The sequence below is a fragment of the Azospirillum sp. Marseille-Q6669 genome, assembly GCF_965111635.1.
In genome coordinates this window covers 618,483-633,509 of sequence record NZ_CBCOOP010000002.1, presented here as the reverse complement: position 1 = coordinate 633,509, position 15,027 = coordinate 618,483, and the positions used below count along the sequence as shown (strand labels likewise).

The 15,027-nt window shown below is 67.5% G+C and carries 14 protein-coding genes; 6 read left to right on the top strand and 8 right to left on the bottom strand.

Features of this window, described 5'->3' with window-relative positions:
- Positions 1 to 6: 6 nt before the first annotated feature.
- The 4 genes from ACWPXE_RS14250 to ACWPXE_RS14235 all read right to left on the bottom strand — a co-directional run bounded on the left by ACWPXE_RS14250 (position 7) and on the right by ACWPXE_RS14235 (position 2,994).
- Complete coding sequence (locus ACWPXE_RS14250) at positions 7 to 489, bottom strand: DUF192 domain-containing protein (protein ID WP_454018367.1); 483 nt, start codon at positions 487 to 489, stop codon at positions 7 to 9.
- A gap of 82 nt (positions 490 to 571) precedes the next feature.
- A complete protein-coding gene (locus tag ACWPXE_RS14245) occupies positions 572 to 1,126 on the bottom strand; it encodes a hypothetical protein (RefSeq protein WP_454018366.1) in 555 nt (184 codons plus the stop codon).
- Complete coding sequence (locus tag ACWPXE_RS14240) at positions 1,123 to 1,680, bottom strand: hypothetical protein (RefSeq protein WP_237903593.1); 558 nt, start codon at positions 1,678 to 1,680, stop codon at positions 1,123 to 1,125. Before ACWPXE_RS14240 ends, ACWPXE_RS14245 begins: the two co-directional genes overlap by 4 nt.
- Before the next feature lie 150 nt (positions 1,681 to 1,830).
- Positions 1,831 to 2,994: an acetoin utilization protein AcuC gene (locus tag ACWPXE_RS14235; RefSeq protein WP_454018365.1), complete on the bottom strand. Its 1,164-nt coding sequence runs from the start codon at positions 2,992 to 2,994 to the stop codon at positions 1,831 to 1,833.
- Positions 2,995 to 3,121: 127 nt separating this feature from the next.
- Between ACWPXE_RS14235 and ACWPXE_RS14230 the strand changes: the two genes are divergently transcribed.
- Together ACWPXE_RS14230 and ACWPXE_RS14225 are read left to right on the top strand one after the other, a co-directional pair.
- Positions 3,122 to 3,880 carry a DUF1194 domain-containing protein gene (locus tag ACWPXE_RS14230; RefSeq protein WP_454018364.1) on the top strand — a complete coding sequence of 253 codons (759 nt, stop codon included), beginning with the start codon at positions 3,122 to 3,124 and terminating at the stop codon, positions 3,878 to 3,880.
- Positions 3,881 to 3,959: 79 nt separating this feature from the next.
- Positions 3,960 to 4,784 carry a universal stress protein gene (locus ACWPXE_RS14225; protein WP_454018363.1) on the top strand — a complete coding sequence of 275 codons (825 nt, stop codon included), beginning with the start codon at positions 3,960 to 3,962 and terminating at the stop codon, positions 4,782 to 4,784.
- A 59-nt stretch (positions 4,785 to 4,843) separates the two neighbouring features.
- On the opposite strand, the gene ACWPXE_RS14220 is transcribed toward ACWPXE_RS14225, so the two are convergent.
- The 4 genes from ACWPXE_RS14220 to ACWPXE_RS14205 all read right to left on the bottom strand — a co-directional run bounded on the left by ACWPXE_RS14220 (position 4,844) and on the right by ACWPXE_RS14205 (position 9,874).
- The gene (locus ACWPXE_RS14220) at positions 4,844 to 6,316 is read right to left on the bottom strand and encodes a sodium:proton antiporter (RefSeq protein WP_454018362.1); all 1,473 of its coding nucleotides are present in this window, start codon (positions 6,314 to 6,316) and stop codon (positions 4,844 to 4,846) included.
- A 114-nt stretch (positions 6,317 to 6,430) separates the two neighbouring features.
- Entirely contained in the window at positions 6,431 to 6,811 is a 381-nt protein-coding gene (locus ACWPXE_RS14215) for a DUF1850 domain-containing protein (protein ID WP_454018361.1), read from the bottom strand.
- Entirely contained in the window at positions 6,808 to 8,904 is a 2,097-nt protein-coding gene (locus ACWPXE_RS14210; RefSeq protein WP_454018360.1) for a TRAP transporter permease, read from the bottom strand. The genes ACWPXE_RS14215 and ACWPXE_RS14210 overlap by 4 nt, the downstream gene beginning before the upstream one ends.
- Positions 8,905 to 8,935: 31 nt before the next feature.
- Positions 8,936 to 9,874, bottom strand: a complete 939-nt coding sequence (locus tag ACWPXE_RS14205; protein WP_454018359.1) for a TAXI family TRAP transporter solute-binding subunit — start codon at positions 9,872 to 9,874, stop codon at positions 8,936 to 8,938.
- Positions 9,875 to 10,192: 318 nt separating this feature from the next.
- Here ACWPXE_RS14205 and ACWPXE_RS14200 point away from each other — a divergent pair, with 318 nt between their 5' ends.
- The 4 genes from ACWPXE_RS14200 (at position 10,193) to ACWPXE_RS14185 (ending at position 15,021) form a co-directional block, all read left to right on the top strand.
- Positions 10,193 to 10,690: a (2Fe-2S)-binding protein gene (locus ACWPXE_RS14200; protein WP_035673773.1), complete on the top strand. Its 498-nt coding sequence runs from the start codon at positions 10,193 to 10,195 to the stop codon at positions 10,688 to 10,690.
- A gap of 36 nt (positions 10,691 to 10,726) precedes the next feature.
- Positions 10,727 to 13,117, top strand: a complete 2,391-nt coding sequence (locus ACWPXE_RS14195; RefSeq protein WP_454018358.1) for a xanthine dehydrogenase family protein molybdopterin-binding subunit — start codon at positions 10,727 to 10,729, stop codon at positions 13,115 to 13,117.
- 15 nt (positions 13,118 to 13,132) lie between these two features.
- Positions 13,133 to 13,927, top strand: coding sequence for an FAD binding domain-containing protein (locus ACWPXE_RS14190; RefSeq protein WP_454018357.1), 795 nt, complete (start codon positions 13,133 to 13,135; stop codon positions 13,925 to 13,927).
- A 170-nt stretch (positions 13,928 to 14,097) separates the two neighbouring features.
- The gene (locus tag ACWPXE_RS14185; protein ID WP_454018356.1) at positions 14,098 to 15,021 is read left to right on the top strand and encodes an AAA family ATPase; all 924 of its coding nucleotides are present in this window, start codon (positions 14,098 to 14,100) and stop codon (positions 15,019 to 15,021) included.
- The last annotated feature ends 6 nt before the right edge of the window (positions 15,022 to 15,027 follow it).

The window sequence follows — 15,027 nt, the reverse complement described above, 5'->3', positions numbered from 1 at the left end:
GCGCCGTCACTTCGCGGTGCCGAACGCCGCGTGCGCCACCCGGTCGCCCGGACGGATCCCCAGACGCGCGCTCATGCCGCCGTTGATCTCCAGAATGCCCTTCACCGGACCGGCGGAGTTCACCGCGTCCAGCGATTGCGGGACGGCGTTGGCATGGATGTTCACGATCCGGCCGTCCGTGCCGATGAAGATCATGTCGAGCGGGATCAGGGTGTTCTTCATCCAGAAGCTGGCCGGCTGCGGGCGGTCGTAGATGAACAGCATGCCGGAGTCGGCGGCCATCTTCTCGCGGAACATCAGCCCCTGCGCCTGCTGCGCCGGGGTTTCCGCCAGTTCCACGTCGAAGCGGTACTTGCCGCCGCCCGCCGTCTCGACGGTCAGGGAGGAGCGCGCGAAGCTCTCCAACGCCGCCGCCGGCAAGGCAGACAGCAGAATCGCGGCCCCCATCAGAAGCCCGCCCACAAGGCCACGCACAGCCCGTCCGATCATCGCGACCAACCCATTCCTTGACGTTCAGAGCTTGGACGATGCCGCCGCGATGTGCGGCTGTCCAGCGGCCTCTTCGACAGCGCTACGCCGCCGTCCGGTCGGTGGCGGTGGTGTAGATGTCCTTGGTCAAGGGCTTGACCTGCTTGATCTGGTAGCCGGGGCGGGCGCTGAAGCGGCGGATGGCGCGCTCCCCGGCTTCCCGGTCGCTCTCGGCCCAGACGAGATAGTCGCGTCCGCGCGCCCATTCGACGGCCAGAGGGTGCAGGGCGTCGATCTCGCCGATCTGTGTGTTGACGACGGTCACCAGCCATTCCTTGTCGTTCGGATTCCGGCGGTCGGTCAGGATCAGGAGTTGGGGCCGCTGCTTGGTCTGCGCCTCGGACAGGCGTCGCTGGATGTCAGACTGCTTGCGCCGAGCCTCGACGGTGTCGGCCATGCACTCGTCGATCTCCTTGACGAGGCTCTCCTCCTCGCGCTGGAGCCGGCGGATCGTCGCTTCCAGCTTGCCGATGGAATCCTTGGCGGCGCGCATCCGGCTGCGGCTCTGCGCCACCTGAGCATCGACCGCGAGCAGCACATTCCCCAGCCATGCCCCAATGGCGATGATCCCGAGAATGATGAGGAAGTTGATCATCATGACGCGGGTGCCTTGATGCGGGCGGGGTTGAGGCGGCCCTGCGTCTTCTGGAACGCCTTGGTGAAGCCCATCTTGAAGGGAAACGCCACCTCGACGAGTTGCTTGGCCTCCTCCGCGTTGGACGCCCAAACCTCCGCCACGTTGGCACAGCGCCAGATCGGGTTGACCTGGGACTTGTCACCGCCGGAGGAGGCTTTTTCCTGGGCGACGTTCACCAGGAATTTCGACAGGCCGGCCTGGGGGTCGCCCACCTCGTGCACGAACACGGGCGGCTGAAGGGCGATTTCCGCGATCGCCCGCTCCATCTTGCGGTTTTCGGTTTCGGCGCGGTGCTTCTCGGCGGACGCGTGGTTGCGCCGCTGCACCTTGCCGTTCACCCGGTCCTGAAGCTCGTGAATCTCCGAATGCAGGACGTAGATGCGGTTCTCAAGCTGGTCGATGCCTGCGGAGCGATGAAGAAAGTCGGGCAGGAAACGCTTCAGCATCATGGCGACCGGCACCGCGGCCAGCATCATCGCGGCGATGGTCAGCAGGAGCAAGGTGGTGTTGGACATCGGCGGCCTGCCCCTCTCCCTATCCGGCTCCCGGTATGGCGTGAATCATCGAATTGGCCAGCGGACAGCGCGAGTCGCGCGAATCAGGCTGTCCGATTCGTCCCGATACGTCAACTGCGTGACATACGTGAATGAAAAACTTTCCAAAGATTATCCAGTACGGACCATCTTCGTGATTGCCGCAGCGGCAACGCGACGCACCTCGTCGCGCAGAGGGCCGGGACGCGGCGCGTCGGCGAGCGTGGTGAACCAATGCTCCGGCGGGTTGCGCCCGGCGGCGCGCGACCACGTCAGCGCCCGCAGCACGTCCTCCGCCTGCGGTGTCGGCGGCACCACCGGGTCGATGCCGTTCAGCACCGCCCAGATCCCTGCCCAGCAGCGCCCGACGGACCAAGGATTGTAGCCCCCGCCCCCAACCACCATCAGGCGCGGCGCCAGCCCCATCAACGCCTCCACCGCCCGCCACAGCGCGCCGTTCGACAGTTCCAGCCGGCTCAGCGGGTCTTCGGCGAGCGCGTCGGCTCCGGTCTGGACGACCAGCGCCTGGGGGCGGAACGCTTGCCCCAGCGGCAGGATCACCGTCTCCAGAAGGTAATCCATCTCGGTGTCGTTGAACGCCGGCGGGACCGGCAGATTGAAAGCCAGAGCGCCAGGACGATCCTCCGCCTTGCCGGTGAAGGGCCAGCGCCCATCCTCATGAACCGACAGGGTCAGCACACGGTCGTCGTCGGCGAAGGCGTCTTCCACCCCGTCACCGTGGTGGGCGTCGAGGTCCACGTAGAGCACCCGCCCGATCCCGGAATCGAGCAGAGCCAGGATGCCCAGCACCGGTGCGTTGAGGTAGCAGAAGCCGCTGGCCCTCCCCGGACGGGCATGGTGGGTGCCGCTGGCCGGGCTGTAGACGATGCCGGCGGGCACCTCCGCCAGCAGGCGCCCGGCCAGGATGGCGGCACCGGTGCTGATCGCAGGGCGGCGGTACATTTCCGGAAAGATGGGATTTTCCAGCCGGCCGAGGTTGTGGCGCTCCCCCGTTTCGGCATCCACCCGCTGGTCCGCCTCCGCGCGGTGGAGAGCGGCGATGTAGTCCGGATTGTGGAAGCGGCCCAGTTCCTCTGGCGTCGCCAGCGGGCTGTCGCGGTAGACCACGTCGGGCAGCCAGCCCATGGCGCGGCTGAGGTCGATGGCGGTGGACACCCGCGGGATGGCCAGCGGGTGCTTCGCGCCGTAGCTGGAGCCCCGGTAGATCTCGCTGCCGAGAAACAGCGGGCGGGCGGGAAACGTTGGCGGAAATTCGATGGGAAAATCGGTCGGCATGGGGTGGAGAGGTGGAGCGGCGACGCCCGTCCGTCAACGTCTCGTGCACAGGGCCCCTTGCCGTGGCCGCGCGGCGATCTCTTTTCTTGAGGGGTGTGGGCGAAAACATCCGCGGGGGAGACACGGCATGGACGGTTCGTGGCGTCTGGCGGGGGTGGCCGTCGCGGTTCTTGTGGCCGGCGGGGCGGGTGTGCCGGTCCTGGCCGACACGCCGGTCGATCTGGAACTGGTGCTGGCCGTGGACGTGTCCGGCAGCGTGGATGCGGAGGAAGGCCGCCTCCAGCGCGAGGGCTACGTCGCCGCCCTCACCGACCCGAAGATACAAGCGGCAATCCGTGGCGGTCCCTTCGGACGCATCGCCGTCACCTACGTCGAATGGGCCGGAGACAGCTTCCAGCGCATCACCGTGCCCTGGACCTTGCTGAGCGACCACGGCAGCGTCGAGGCCTTCGCCTCCTCCATCGCTGAATCGCCCACGCTGAGTGCGCAGTGGACCTCGATCAGCGCGGCCATCGACTTCAGTGCCCGCCTGTTCAACGACAACGGATTCGAAGGGACACGGCGGGTCATCGACGTGTCGGGCGACGGGGTCAACAACCGCGGCCGTCCCGTGCAATGGGCGCGCGACGAGGCGGTCGCCGCCGGGATCACCATCAATGGCCTGCCGATCCTGAACGACCGGCCCAATCCCTGGGGTGGGGCGGCGCCGACGAACCTCGACGGCTATTACGAGGAGCATGTGATCGGCGGACCCGGCGCTTTCCTGGTGCCCGCGGTCAGCTTCGAAGCCTTCGCCGACGCCATCCTGAGCAAGCTGCTTCTGGAAATCTCCGGCCTCACTCCCGACCACGGCGCGGGCGGGCGCACCGGCCTCGCCAGCCGTTAGCTGGATCGTTGCCAGATTGGCTCAACAAACATTACCTATGGAGGGCCGGTCATCCGGTTCGAAACCTGCGAGCGAAACCATGCCGATCAAGACGATCCTGCTGCACATGTCGAACGACGACCGCCACACACAGCGGCTTGAGGTCGCGGTCGGACTCGCAAAGCGCTTCTCCGCCTTTGTCGAGGTGCTGTTCGTGGCCACGCCGGTGTCGATGCCGCCAGCGGTGACCGGACGCGCCGCCTCCTACGCCTACATCGCCGAGGCCACGGCCATCGCCCACGAGAAGGCCGGACAGATCGAACAGGAGGTCCGGTCGGCGCTGAAGGACTGCTCTTATTCCTGGACGGTCGACGAAGGGGAACATGTGGAGTTGCTGGCCGCCCGCGCCGCCTATGCCGACCTCGCCATCGTGAGCCAGAGCCACGGCGACGACCTCGGTGATCGGGTGATGCTCCAGGTGCCGGACCGCCTTCCGCTGACCAGCTCCTGCCCGACCCTGGTGCTCCCCTTCAACTTCCCGCCCCGGACGGAGATCGGCCGCCATGTGGTGGTGGCCTGGAAGAACACGCGGGAAGCCGGGCGCGCCGTGCGCAACGCCCTGCCCTTCCTCACGGCTGCGGAACGGGTCACGGTGGTTACCATCGACCCGCCGGGCCATGCGTTGGACAGCGGCCGCGACCTGATGATCTGGCTGGAGCGCCACGGTGTTCGCAGCCAGCACCAAGCCAGCATTTTCCAGGGCGGCGATGTCGGGGAGATCATTCTGGACAGTCATCGCAGCCTGGGCGGCGATCTGCTGGTGATGGGGGCCTACGGCCACTCCCGTCTGCGCGAGATGGTGCTGGGCGGAGCGACGCGCACGGTGCTGTCGAACCTAACCACCCCGGTCCTGATGTCCCATTGAGGGCGTACAAGGGCGGCAGGCGGCACTTCGCCGCCGCCCGCCGGCCTTTTGTGGGGGACCTAGACGAAGAACACCCAGGTCACCAGAACGAACAGCGGCACCAGGATGCCGAAGGACCACAGCATGTAGCCGAAGAAGCTCGGCATCGCCACGCCGCGCTCCTCCGCGATGGCCTTGACCATGAAGTTCGGCGCGTTGCCGATGTAGGTGTTGGCGCCCATGAAGACGGCACCCGCCGAAATGGCCGCCAGGGTCACGGCTAGGTCGGTCATCAGCACCTGCGCGTCGCCGCCCGCGGTGTTGAAGAAGATCAGGTAGGTCGGTGCGTTGTCGAGGAAGCTCGACAGGATGCCCGCCGCCCAGAAGTAGGCCGCCGGCACCGGCTGGCCGTCCTGGTTCACCGCCGCGATGATGGCGCCCAGCGCGCCATCGGTGCCGGCCCGCAGGATGGCGATGGCCGGGATGATGGTCAGGAAGATCGCCGCGAACAGCTTCGCCACCTCCAGGATCGGCCCCCAGGTGAAGGCGTTCAGGCGGCGGCTGCGCGCGCTGGTCAGTACCAGCGACACACCGGTGATGCCGAGAAGCAGCAGGTTGCTGACAATCGTCTCCAGCGGCACCTGGATGTGATAAATCTCCACCCCCACCCCCGGATGCCAGACGCCGCTCAGCAGCACCGCGCCGACAATGGCGACGAGCAGGAGCAGGTTGACCGCCCCCTCGATGCGCACCGGCTCCCGCTCATGCACGCCCTCGATCAGCGGATGCTTACCGGGGTCCTTGGTGTGCAGGTAGAGGTCGACCAGGAAGTAGATCGCCAGCAGGCAACCGGCTACCAGCATCATCGGCCAGAACAGGTGGACGGTCGGCCAGAAGAAGCCGACCCCCTTCAGGAAACCGAGGAACAGCGGGGGATCGCCCAGCGGCGTCAGGGAGCCGCCGACGTTCGACACCAGGAAGATGAAGAAGACGACGGTGTGCACCTTGTGCCGCCGGTGCTCGTTGGCGCGGATCAGCGGCCGGATCAGCAGCATTGAGGCACCGGTCGTTCCCATGAGGCTCGCCAGCAGCGTGCCCAGCCCCAGCCCCAGCGTGTTCGCCAGCGGCGTTCCCACCAGCGTTCCGCAGATCCGCACGCCGCCCGCCACCGTGAACAAGGCGGTCAGCAGCACGATGAAGGGAATGTATTCGAGGAGCAGGGTGTGCAGCAGCTCGTAGGTAGCGAGGCTGGCCCCGAAGGTCAACGCGAAGGGCAGCAGGAAGGCGATGGCCCAACCGGCGGCGACCTTGCCGAAATGATGGTGCCAGAACGACGGCGCCAGCAGCGGCATCAGGGCGATGGACAGCAGAATTCCGACGAAGGGAATTACCCAGAAGACATTCAGGTCGCGCCCGTCGAGATGTGGTGCGCCCGTTGCCTCCGCCGCCAGGGCCAGCCCCGGCAGTCCGGCGGCGGCGAGGCCCGCCAGGGCGGCCAAAGGGGCGGTCAGGGAACCGGTGGGGCGATGTCGGGTCGGTCGGGCGTCGGTCATAACACGCATTCATCTGTAATATCAGTTACTGAAGTATGCGTCTCCGAAAGGGCTAAGCCAAGCCGGAACGCCCCTTCGGAATTTCCTTATCGGCCGTGCGTGAATAACGTGTCTCTAGCCGCAGGGCTTGAGTTCGAGGGGACTCGGGACCGGCCCGCCGATCCAGCCGTGAAGCGGACGGCACGCTCCGCCCGCGCACAGTGTGTGGTCCGGTGTGAAGGAGGAAGCGGCCAGGACCACCCGTTCCAACGGCGGCACCGCCGGCACCCAAACCCACCAGCCAGCGGCCAAGCGGGCGCCCGCGGGCGGCTCCATCCCGGCGCCGCCCCCCTTCACACGGGCTTCGGTCAGGACGAGACGCCGGTCCGCGATGCGCCACTCCTCCCGCCATTCGGTCTTCTCCACCGAATGGGTCCAGGACAGGGTGAAGGCGGAACCCGGCAGGGCGGCCAGAACCGCCCCGCCGAGCGCCGACAGGCATAACGCTGCACTCATGCCGGGGCGCTGCTCCGCCCCACGCGGCGCAGGCGATGGCGCTGCCACAGCAGGAAGGCCGCCGTCATGACGAATCCGGTCTCGTCGGTCACCGGAAGCGCCACGACGAACAGGAAGGCCGCCGCCGCCGCGAACACCCGCTCCACCAGGTTGAGAGGCGTCCAGAAGAAGCCGATGGTCGCCGCTCCCCACAGCCCGATGGCGATCAGCGCCTTGATCAGGACGTAGGCGACGGCCAGCGGATCGGTGGTCTGGAGCATCAGCGCGGGGGAATAGACCGCCATGAAGGGCACGACATAGCCGGCCATGGCGATCCGCGTGGCGATCCAGCCGACCTGCATGTGTCCTGCCCGGCAGATCGACGAGGCCGCCAGCGCCGCAAGCGCCACCGGCGGCGTCAGGTCGGCCATGATGCCGAAGTAGAAGACGAACATGTGCGACACGATCAGCGGCACGCCCATCTGCAGCAGGGCCGGCGCCGCGATGGCCGCCGTGACGATGTAGTTGGCCGTCGTCGGCAGTCCGGTGCCCAGCAGGATACAGGCCAGCATGGTGAGGATCAGCGCGACCAGCAGGTTGCCGCCGGAAAGCTGAACAATCGTCCCGGCGAAGCTCGAGGCCAGACCGGTCAGCGTCAGCATCCCGATCAGCACACCCACCAGCGCGCAGGCCACCCCCACGCCAACGGCGTTCTTGGCGCCGTCCGCGAGGCTGTTCACCAGCATTGCCAGCGTCTCCCGCCCGCCCCTTACGATCAGGCAGGGGATGACCAGAAGCCCGACGATGGCGAAGGCCAGATGCTCCGTCCGCCAGCCCATTCTCCACAGCGCCGCCGCGACGAGACCCAGAACCACCCAGAAGGCGACGCGCAGCGCCATCGGCCCGATGGAGCCGACGATTGTCGTGCCGAGGATCAGCGCGATGGTCGACGCGATGCCGATCACCCCCGCGAACAGCGGCGTGAAGCCGGAGAACAGAAGATAGACCAGCGCCGCCAGCGGCAGGATCAGGTACCAGCCCTCGACCAGCGCGCGGGACACGCTGGGGCACTGGTCCTTCGGCAAACCGACGAGGTTGCGCTTGCCAGCCTCCAGATGGACCATCCAGAAGGCGCTGCCGAAATAGAGAATGGCCGGGATCGCCGCGGCGATGGCGATGTCGCTGAAGGGAACGCCGATGGTCTCGGCCATGATGAAGGCGGCCGCCCCCATGACCGGCGGCATGAGCTGCCCGCCCATGCTGGCCGTGGCCTCGACCGCCCCGGCGAAGGCCGGGCGGTAGCCGAAGCGCATCATCAGGGGGATGGTGAACTGGCCGGTGGTCAGCACGTTCGCCACGCCCGAGCCGTTGATCGTCCCCATGAAGCCGGAGGAGACGACCGCCACCTTCGCCGGCCCGCCCTTGGAGGAGCCGACGAGGCCCAGCGACACGTCGTTGAACAGTTTGATCATGCCGGCGCGCTCCAGGAAGGCGCCGAACAGGATGAACAGGAAGATGAAGGTCGCCGAGACGAAGGTCGGCGTGCCGTAGATGCCCTCGGTCGACAGGTACAGATTGTCGATGACCTGATCGATGTCGTAGCCGCGGTGGGCCAGCCCGAAGGGCAGATGCCGTCCGAACAAAGCGTAGGGGATGAAGACGCCGCAGATGATCGGCAGCGCCCATCCCATGATGCGCCGGGCGGCCTCGAACACCAGGGCGACGGTGACGGCCCCGACGACGAGATCCGTGATGCTCGGATCGCCCGCCCGCTGGATCAGGTCGACCTCGAACACGTAATGGTAGAGACCCAGCGCGAAGGCGCCGATGCCGAGCAGCCAGTCGTACCAGGGCACGCTGCGCCGCTCCGCGTCCTGCCGGAAGCCGAACAGCGTGAAGGTCATCAGCAGCAGGAAGCCGACATGGACCGAGCGGACGACCATGCTGGACAGCGGGTTGAACGCCGCCGTCCAGATCTGGAACACCGAGAAGGCCACCGCGATGGCGAAGACGGCCTTGCCCGCCACGCCTTCGAAGGCCACCACCGTGGAGGGGTTCTCACGGTCGATGGCCTGGCGGATCTTGTTGTCCGCGTCTTGGGAGGATGCGCTCATCGCACGGGATTCCCGGGGCGACGGGGCGCGCTTACATCAGACCCTTTTCCTTGTAGAACTTCTCGGCGCCCGGATGCAGCGGCACCGGCGACTGGATGGTGGTCGCGTCCAACTTGATCTGCTTGGCGGCGGCGTGGGCCGCGGCCATCGCGTCGAGATTCTCAAACATCGCCTTGGTCATTGCATAGACCGCGTCGTCCGACACGCCGGCGTGGGTGACCAGCAGGTTGCGCACCGCCGCGGTCGGCACCGGCTCGCTCTGGCCGCTGTAGCTGTTGGCCGGGATGGTTTCAGCGATGTAGGCCGGGTCGCCAACCTTCTGGATCACGTCGGCCGGGATCGACACGATGGTGATGTCCTGTGAGGTCGCCAGATCCTTGATCGCCGCCACGCCGAGGCCCGCGGAGATCAACGTCGCGTCGAGCTGCCGGTTCTTGATCAGGTCCACCGATTCGGCGAAGGGCAGATACTCGGTCTTGGAGAAGTCTTTGTAGCCCAGCCCGGCGGCGGCGAAGATCGCGCGGGCGTTCAGCTCGGTGCCCGACTTCGGCGCGCCGACCGACACCCGCTTGCCCTTCAGGTCGGCCAGCGTCTTCACGCCGGAATCCTTGCTCGCCACGATCTGGATGTAGTTGGGATAGATGGCGGCGACGGTGCGCAGCTTGGTCAGCTTGGTCTTGAAACCGGCTTCCTCGTCACCCTTCCAGGCGCCGCTCAGCGAATCGCCGAGCGAGAAGGCGATCTCGCCGCGCTCCGATTGGAGGAGGTTCAGGTTTTCCACCGAGGCCTTGGTCGCCTGGACCGTGACCTTGGCCCCCGGGATGGCCTTGCCGTAGATGCCCGACAGCGCGACGCCCAGCGGGTAATAGACGCCACTGGTGCCGCCGGTCAGGACGGTGACGAACTGCTCGGCCTGGGCCGGCAGCGCGATGAGCATGCAGACGCCGACCGCGGCCAGGAAACGCTTCATTCTACTTCCCTCCCAAAAGGCTGTCCGTCTCGGATCGTTCGTAAGACGCTTTGGTTTGCGCCGGATTGTTGGGTATCCTAACTTGCGGGCGGTGGGTCCGCCAGTCCGTAGGATCCGAAAGAAACGCGGCGGTTCGGTACACGCACTCTCCCTTCGGAGGAGGCCGAACGGCGTCTTGACCGGATAGGACGACGCCCCCCTATCCTTGTTCCGGTTGGTCCTGCACCACACTTTATCCCGCAGATTTGGAAGAGCCGTCGAACGAAGCGTCGCGAAGGTCGGGGCAACAGAACGTCACCAACAATGGGAGGACAGCGGATGCCGTGTACCGTTTCCATGACCGTCAACGGAAAGGCGGTCTCGCGCGAGGTGGAGGAGCGGACCTTGCTGGTCACCTTCCTCCGTGACCAGCTCGGCCTGACCGGCACCCATGTCGGCTGCGACACCAGCCAGTGCGGCGCCTGCGTCGTCCACATCGACGGGCGGTCGGTGAAGTCCTGCACCATGCTGGCCGCCCAGGCCGACGGCGCCGCGGTCACCACCATCGAGGGTCTGGCGGCGGCCGACGGCACGCTGCACCCGATGCAGGCGGCTTTCCGCGAGCATCACGGCCTGCAATGCGGCTTCTGCACGCCGGGCATGGTGATGAGCGCCGTCGATCTGGTGACGGCCAACCCCTCCCCCAGCGAGCATGAGGTCCGCGAAGGGCTGGAGGGCAATATCTGTCGCTGCACCGGCTACCACAACATCGTCAAGGCGGTGATGGCGGGGGCGGAGGCGATGCAGGGCGGCACGATGAAGGCCGCCGCCGAATAAAGGTCGGAAAAAGGCTCTCATGGGAGGAACACGAAGATGGCGAACCCCAACGGCATCGGCGCTTCCGTGCGCCGGCGCGAGGACGCGCGCTTCCTGACCGGGCGCGGCACCTACACCGACGACATCCACCGACCCGGCCAGACCCACGCGGTCTTCGTCCGGTCCCCCTACGCCCACGCCCGCATCACCGGCATCGACGCGGCCGAGGCCTTGCAGGCCCCTGGGGTGATCGCCGTGCTGACCGGCGCCGACATGGAGGCCGACAAGGTCGGCAGCCTGCCCTGCGGCTGGCAGATCCATTCCAAGGACGGTTCCCCGATGAAGGAGCCGCCGCACTTCCCCATCGCCCGCGACCGTGCGCGCTACGTCGGCGACGCCGTCGCCGTGGTGATCGCCGAGACGCGCGAGCAAGCGAAAGACGCCGCCGAGCTGGTGATGGTCGATTACGAGGAGCTGCCGGCGGCCGTGACCTCGCTGAAGGCGCTGGAAGGCGGCGCGCCGTTGGTCCATGACGACGTCGGCGGCAACCTCTGCTTTGACTGGCATCTGGGCGACGCGGCGGCGGTGGACGCGGCCTTCGCGCAGGCGGCCCATGTCGCCAAGCTCGATCTGGTCAATCAGCGGCTCATCCCCAACGCCATGGAGCCGCGGGCGGCGCTCGGCGAGTATGACCGGGCGACCGGCGAGCACACGCTGACCACCACCAGCCAGAATCCGCACGTCATCCGCCTGCTGATGGGCGCCTTCGTGCTGGGCATTCCGGAGCACAAGCTGCGCGTCGTCGCCCCCGACGTCGGCGGTGGCTTCGGCTCCAAGATCTTCCATTACGGGGAGGAGGCCGTCGTCACCTGGGCGGCGAAGAAGGTCGGGCGCCCTGTCAAGTGGACCGCCGAGCGCTCCGAGAGCTTCCTGACCGACGCCCACGGCCGCGACCATGTCAGCCACGCCGAACTGGCGATGGACAAGGACGGCAATTTCCTGGCGCTGCGCGTCGCGACCATCGCCAACATGGGCGCCTACCTGTCCACCTTCGCACCGTCGATCCCGACCTACCTCTACGCCACGCTGCTGGCCGGCCAGTACAAGACCCCGGCGATCTACGCCGAGGTCAAGGCGGTCTTCACCAACACCGTGCCCGTGGACGCCTACCGCGGCGCCGGGCGGCCGGAGGCCTGCTACCTGATTGAACGGCTGGTCGAGGTCGCCGCCGCCGAGACGGGCATCGACAAGGCGGAGTTGCGCCGCCGCAACTTCGTGCCGGCCAGCGCCATGCCCTACCAGACCCCGGTGGCGCTCCAGTACGACACCGGCGACTTCGCCAAGAATCTGGACATCGCCCTGCCCTTGGTCGACTACGACGGCTTCCCGGCGCGCAAGGCCGAGTCCGCCCGGCGCGGCAAGCTGCGTGGCATCGGCTTCGCCACCTACATCGAGGCCTGCGGCATCGCCCCCAGCAACATCGCCGGCGCGCTCGGCGCGCGGGCCGGACTGTACGAATCGGCGGAGGTGCGCTTCCACCCGACCGGCTCGGTGACGGTCTTCACCGGCTCCCACAGCCATGGGCAGGGGCACGAGACGACCTTCGCGCAGCTCGTCTCCGAACGCTTCGGCGTGCCGATCGAGAACGTGGAGATCGTCCACGGTGACACCAGCAAGATCCCCTTCGGCATGGGCACCTACGGCTCCCGCTCGCTGGCGGTCGGCGGGTCGGCCATCGTCAAGGCGATGGACAAGGTGGAACGCAAGGCCAAGAAGATCGCCGCCCATATGCTGGAAGCCGCCGAGGCCGACATCGAGGTGAAGGACGGGCGCTTCGTCGTGGCAGGCACCGACAAGGCCCTGACCATCGGCGACATCGCCCTGCAGGCCTACGTCCCGCACAATTTCCCGCTCGACGAGCTGGAGCCCGGGCTGGACGAGCAGGCCTTCTACGACCCGAAGAACTTCACCTACCCCAACGGCTGCCACGTCTGCGAGGTGGAGATCGACCCCGACACCGGCGTGGTCCAGGTGGCGAGCTTCGCCGCCGTGGACGACTTCGGGCGGGTCATCAACCCGCTGATCGTCGAGGGGCAGGTCCATGGCGGGCTGGTCCAGGGCATCGGGCAGGCGCTCTACGAGAACTGCGTCTACGACGAGGAGTCGGGGCAGCTCATCACCGGGTCCTACATGGACTATTGCATGCCGCGGGCGGACGACGTGCCGTCCTTCACGGTGCGCTACCACGAGGACCAGCCCTGCACGCACAACCCGCTGGGCGTGAAGGGCTGCGGCGAGGCCGGGACCATCGGCGCGTCGGCCGCCGTGATGAACGCGGTGGTGCACGCCCTGTCCGAGTATGGCGTCACCCATCTCGACATGCCGGCGACCCCGGAGCGGGTCTGGCAGGCGATCCGGCGCCACACCCCCGCCCAGGCGGCCGAGTAAGAGGGAGGAGACATCATGTACGCCTTCACCTATCACCGCCCCAAGAGCGTCGCCGACGCCGTCGCCCTGCTCGGCCAGTTCGAGGACCCGAAGCTGCTGGGCGGCGGGCAGACGCTTCTGCCGACGCTCAAGCAGCGCCTCGCCCGGCCGAGCGACCTGATCGACCTCGGCCAAATCCCGGAGCTTCAGGGCATCCGGGAGGAGGCCGGCGGGCTGACCGTCGGCGCCTTCACCCGCCACGCCCAGGTCGCCCATTCTGAGGTCGTGCAGCGCGTCATCCCGGCGTTGGCCAGCCTCGCCGAGGGCATCGGCGACCGCCAGGTGCGCAACATGGGCACGCTTGGCGGGTCGATCTGCAACGCCGACCCCTCCGCCGACTACCCCGCCGCGGTCGTCGCGCTGAAGGCGACGGTCCGGACCGACCGGAGGGAGATCGCCGGCGACGACTTTTTCACCGGCATGTTCGAGACGGCGCTGGAGCCCGGCGAGATCGTCACCGCCGTGCATTTCCAGAAGCCGGACAAGGCCGCCTACGCCAAATTCCGCAACCCGGCCAGCCGCTACGCCATCGTCGGCGTTTTCGTGGCCGTGTTCGGCAGCGAGGTGCGGGTGGCGGTGACCGGCGCCGGTCCGTCGGTCTTCCGGGCGGACGACATGGAGGCGGCGCTGGCCCAGGACTTCCTCGCCGACGCCCTGAACGGCGCGTCGGTGTCGGCGGACGGGCTGAACGCCGACATCCACGCCAGCGCCGACTACCGCGCCCATCTGGTGCGGGTGATGGCGAAGCGCGCGGTCGAGGCGTGCGGGTAAAAGTCCCATTACCTTGAAAGTCCCCTCTCTCCTCTGGGGAGAGGGTTAGGGTGAGGGGGGTGCGCTTGTGCCGGTCTTCCCATAAGCGCTACCCCCTCACCAGCCCTCCGGGCCACCCTCTCCCCGGAGGGGAGAGGGGTCACATCACCCAGCAAGGCATCCCGCCAACCATGCCCAACACCCTCCCCGCCTCCGTCGATGACACGCTGGACCTGCTGCGGCGGGGGAACTACGTCGCCGACCGCTCGCTGGCAACGGCGCTGTACCTCGCTCTGAAGCTACGGCGTCCGCTGTTCCTCGAAGGAGAGGCCGGGGTCGGCAAGACCGAGATCGCCAAGGTGCTGTCCGCCACGCTGGGGCGGCGCCTGCTGCGGCTGCAATGCTACGAGGGGCTGGACGTCGCCGCGGCGGTCTACGAGTGGAACTACGCCCGGCAGATGATGGAGATCCGGCTGGCCGAGGCATCGGGCGACCGCGACCGGGACGCGCTCGGCGCCGATATCTTCTCCGAACGCTTCCTCATCAAGCGCCCGCTGCTCCAGGCGCTGGAACCCGACTTGGCCGGTCCTCCCGTCCTGCTGATCGACGAGCTGGACCGTACCGACGAGCCGTTCGAGGCCTATCTCCTCGAAATCCTCTCCGACTTCCAGGTCTCGATCCCGGAGTTCGGCACGGTCACGGCGCCGGAGCCGCCCATCGTCATCCTGACCTCCAACCGCACCCGCGAGATTCACGACGCGCTGAAGCGGCGCTGCTTCTACCACTGGGTCGATTACCCCAACGCCGAGCGCGAGCGCGCCATCCTGGCGGTGAAGGCACCAAACGCCGACGCCCGGCTGGCCGCCCAGGTCGTCGGCGTCGTGCAGAGCCTGCGCGGCATGGATCTCTACAAGGCGCCGGGCGTGGCCGAGACTCTGGACTGGGCGCAGGCGCTGGTGGAGTTGAACCAGCTGGAGTTGGAGCCCTCGGTCATCAACGACACGCTGGGCACGCTGCTGAAGTATCAGGATGACATCGCCCGCATCCAGGGCAGCGAAGCCGCGCGCATCCTGGCCCAGGTCAAGACCGAACTCGCCGCCAGCACGGCGCGGTGAGCGGCC

Coding starts and splice junctions, on each gene's coding strand:
- ACWPXE_RS14195 (WP_454018358.1), top strand. CDS start 10,727: ATGGCGAACCCCAACGGCATCGGCGCTTCCGTGCGCCGGCGCGAGGAC.
- ACWPXE_RS14200 (WP_035673773.1), top strand. CDS start 10,193: ATGCCGTGTACCGTTTCCATGACCGTCAACGGAAAGGCGGTCTCGCGC.
- ACWPXE_RS14185 (WP_454018356.1), top strand. CDS start 14,098: ATGCCCAACACCCTCCCCGCCTCCGTCGATGACACGCTGGACCTGCTG.
- ACWPXE_RS14240 (WP_237903593.1), bottom strand. CDS start 1,680: ATGTCCAACACCACCTTGCTCCTGCTGACCATCGCCGCGATGATGCTG.
- ACWPXE_RS14250 (WP_454018367.1), bottom strand. CDS start 489: ATGATCGGACGGGCTGTGCGTGGCCTTGTGGGCGGGCTTCTGATGGGG.
- ACWPXE_RS14230 (WP_454018364.1), top strand. CDS start 3,122: ATGGACGGTTCGTGGCGTCTGGCGGGGGTGGCCGTCGCGGTTCTTGTG.
- ACWPXE_RS14220 (WP_454018362.1), bottom strand. CDS start 6,316: ATGACCGACGCCCGACCGACCCGACATCGCCCCACCGGTTCCCTGACC.
- ACWPXE_RS14190 (WP_454018357.1), top strand. CDS start 13,133: ATGTACGCCTTCACCTATCACCGCCCCAAGAGCGTCGCCGACGCCGTC.
- ACWPXE_RS14245 (WP_454018366.1), bottom strand. CDS start 1,126: ATGATGATCAACTTCCTCATCATTCTCGGGATCATCGCCATTGGGGCA.
- ACWPXE_RS14210 (WP_454018360.1), bottom strand. CDS start 8,904: ATGAGCGCATCCTCCCAAGACGCGGACAACAAGATCCGCCAGGCCATC.
- ACWPXE_RS14225 (WP_454018363.1), top strand. CDS start 3,960: ATGCCGATCAAGACGATCCTGCTGCACATGTCGAACGACGACCGCCAC.
- ACWPXE_RS14235 (WP_454018365.1), bottom strand. CDS start 2,994: ATGCCGACCGATTTTCCCATCGAATTTCCGCCAACGTTTCCCGCCCGC.
- ACWPXE_RS14215 (WP_454018361.1), bottom strand. CDS start 6,811: ATGAGTGCAGCGTTATGCCTGTCGGCGCTCGGCGGGGCGGTTCTGGCC.
- ACWPXE_RS14205 (WP_454018359.1), bottom strand. CDS start 9,874: ATGAAGCGTTTCCTGGCCGCGGTCGGCGTCTGCATGCTCATCGCGCTG.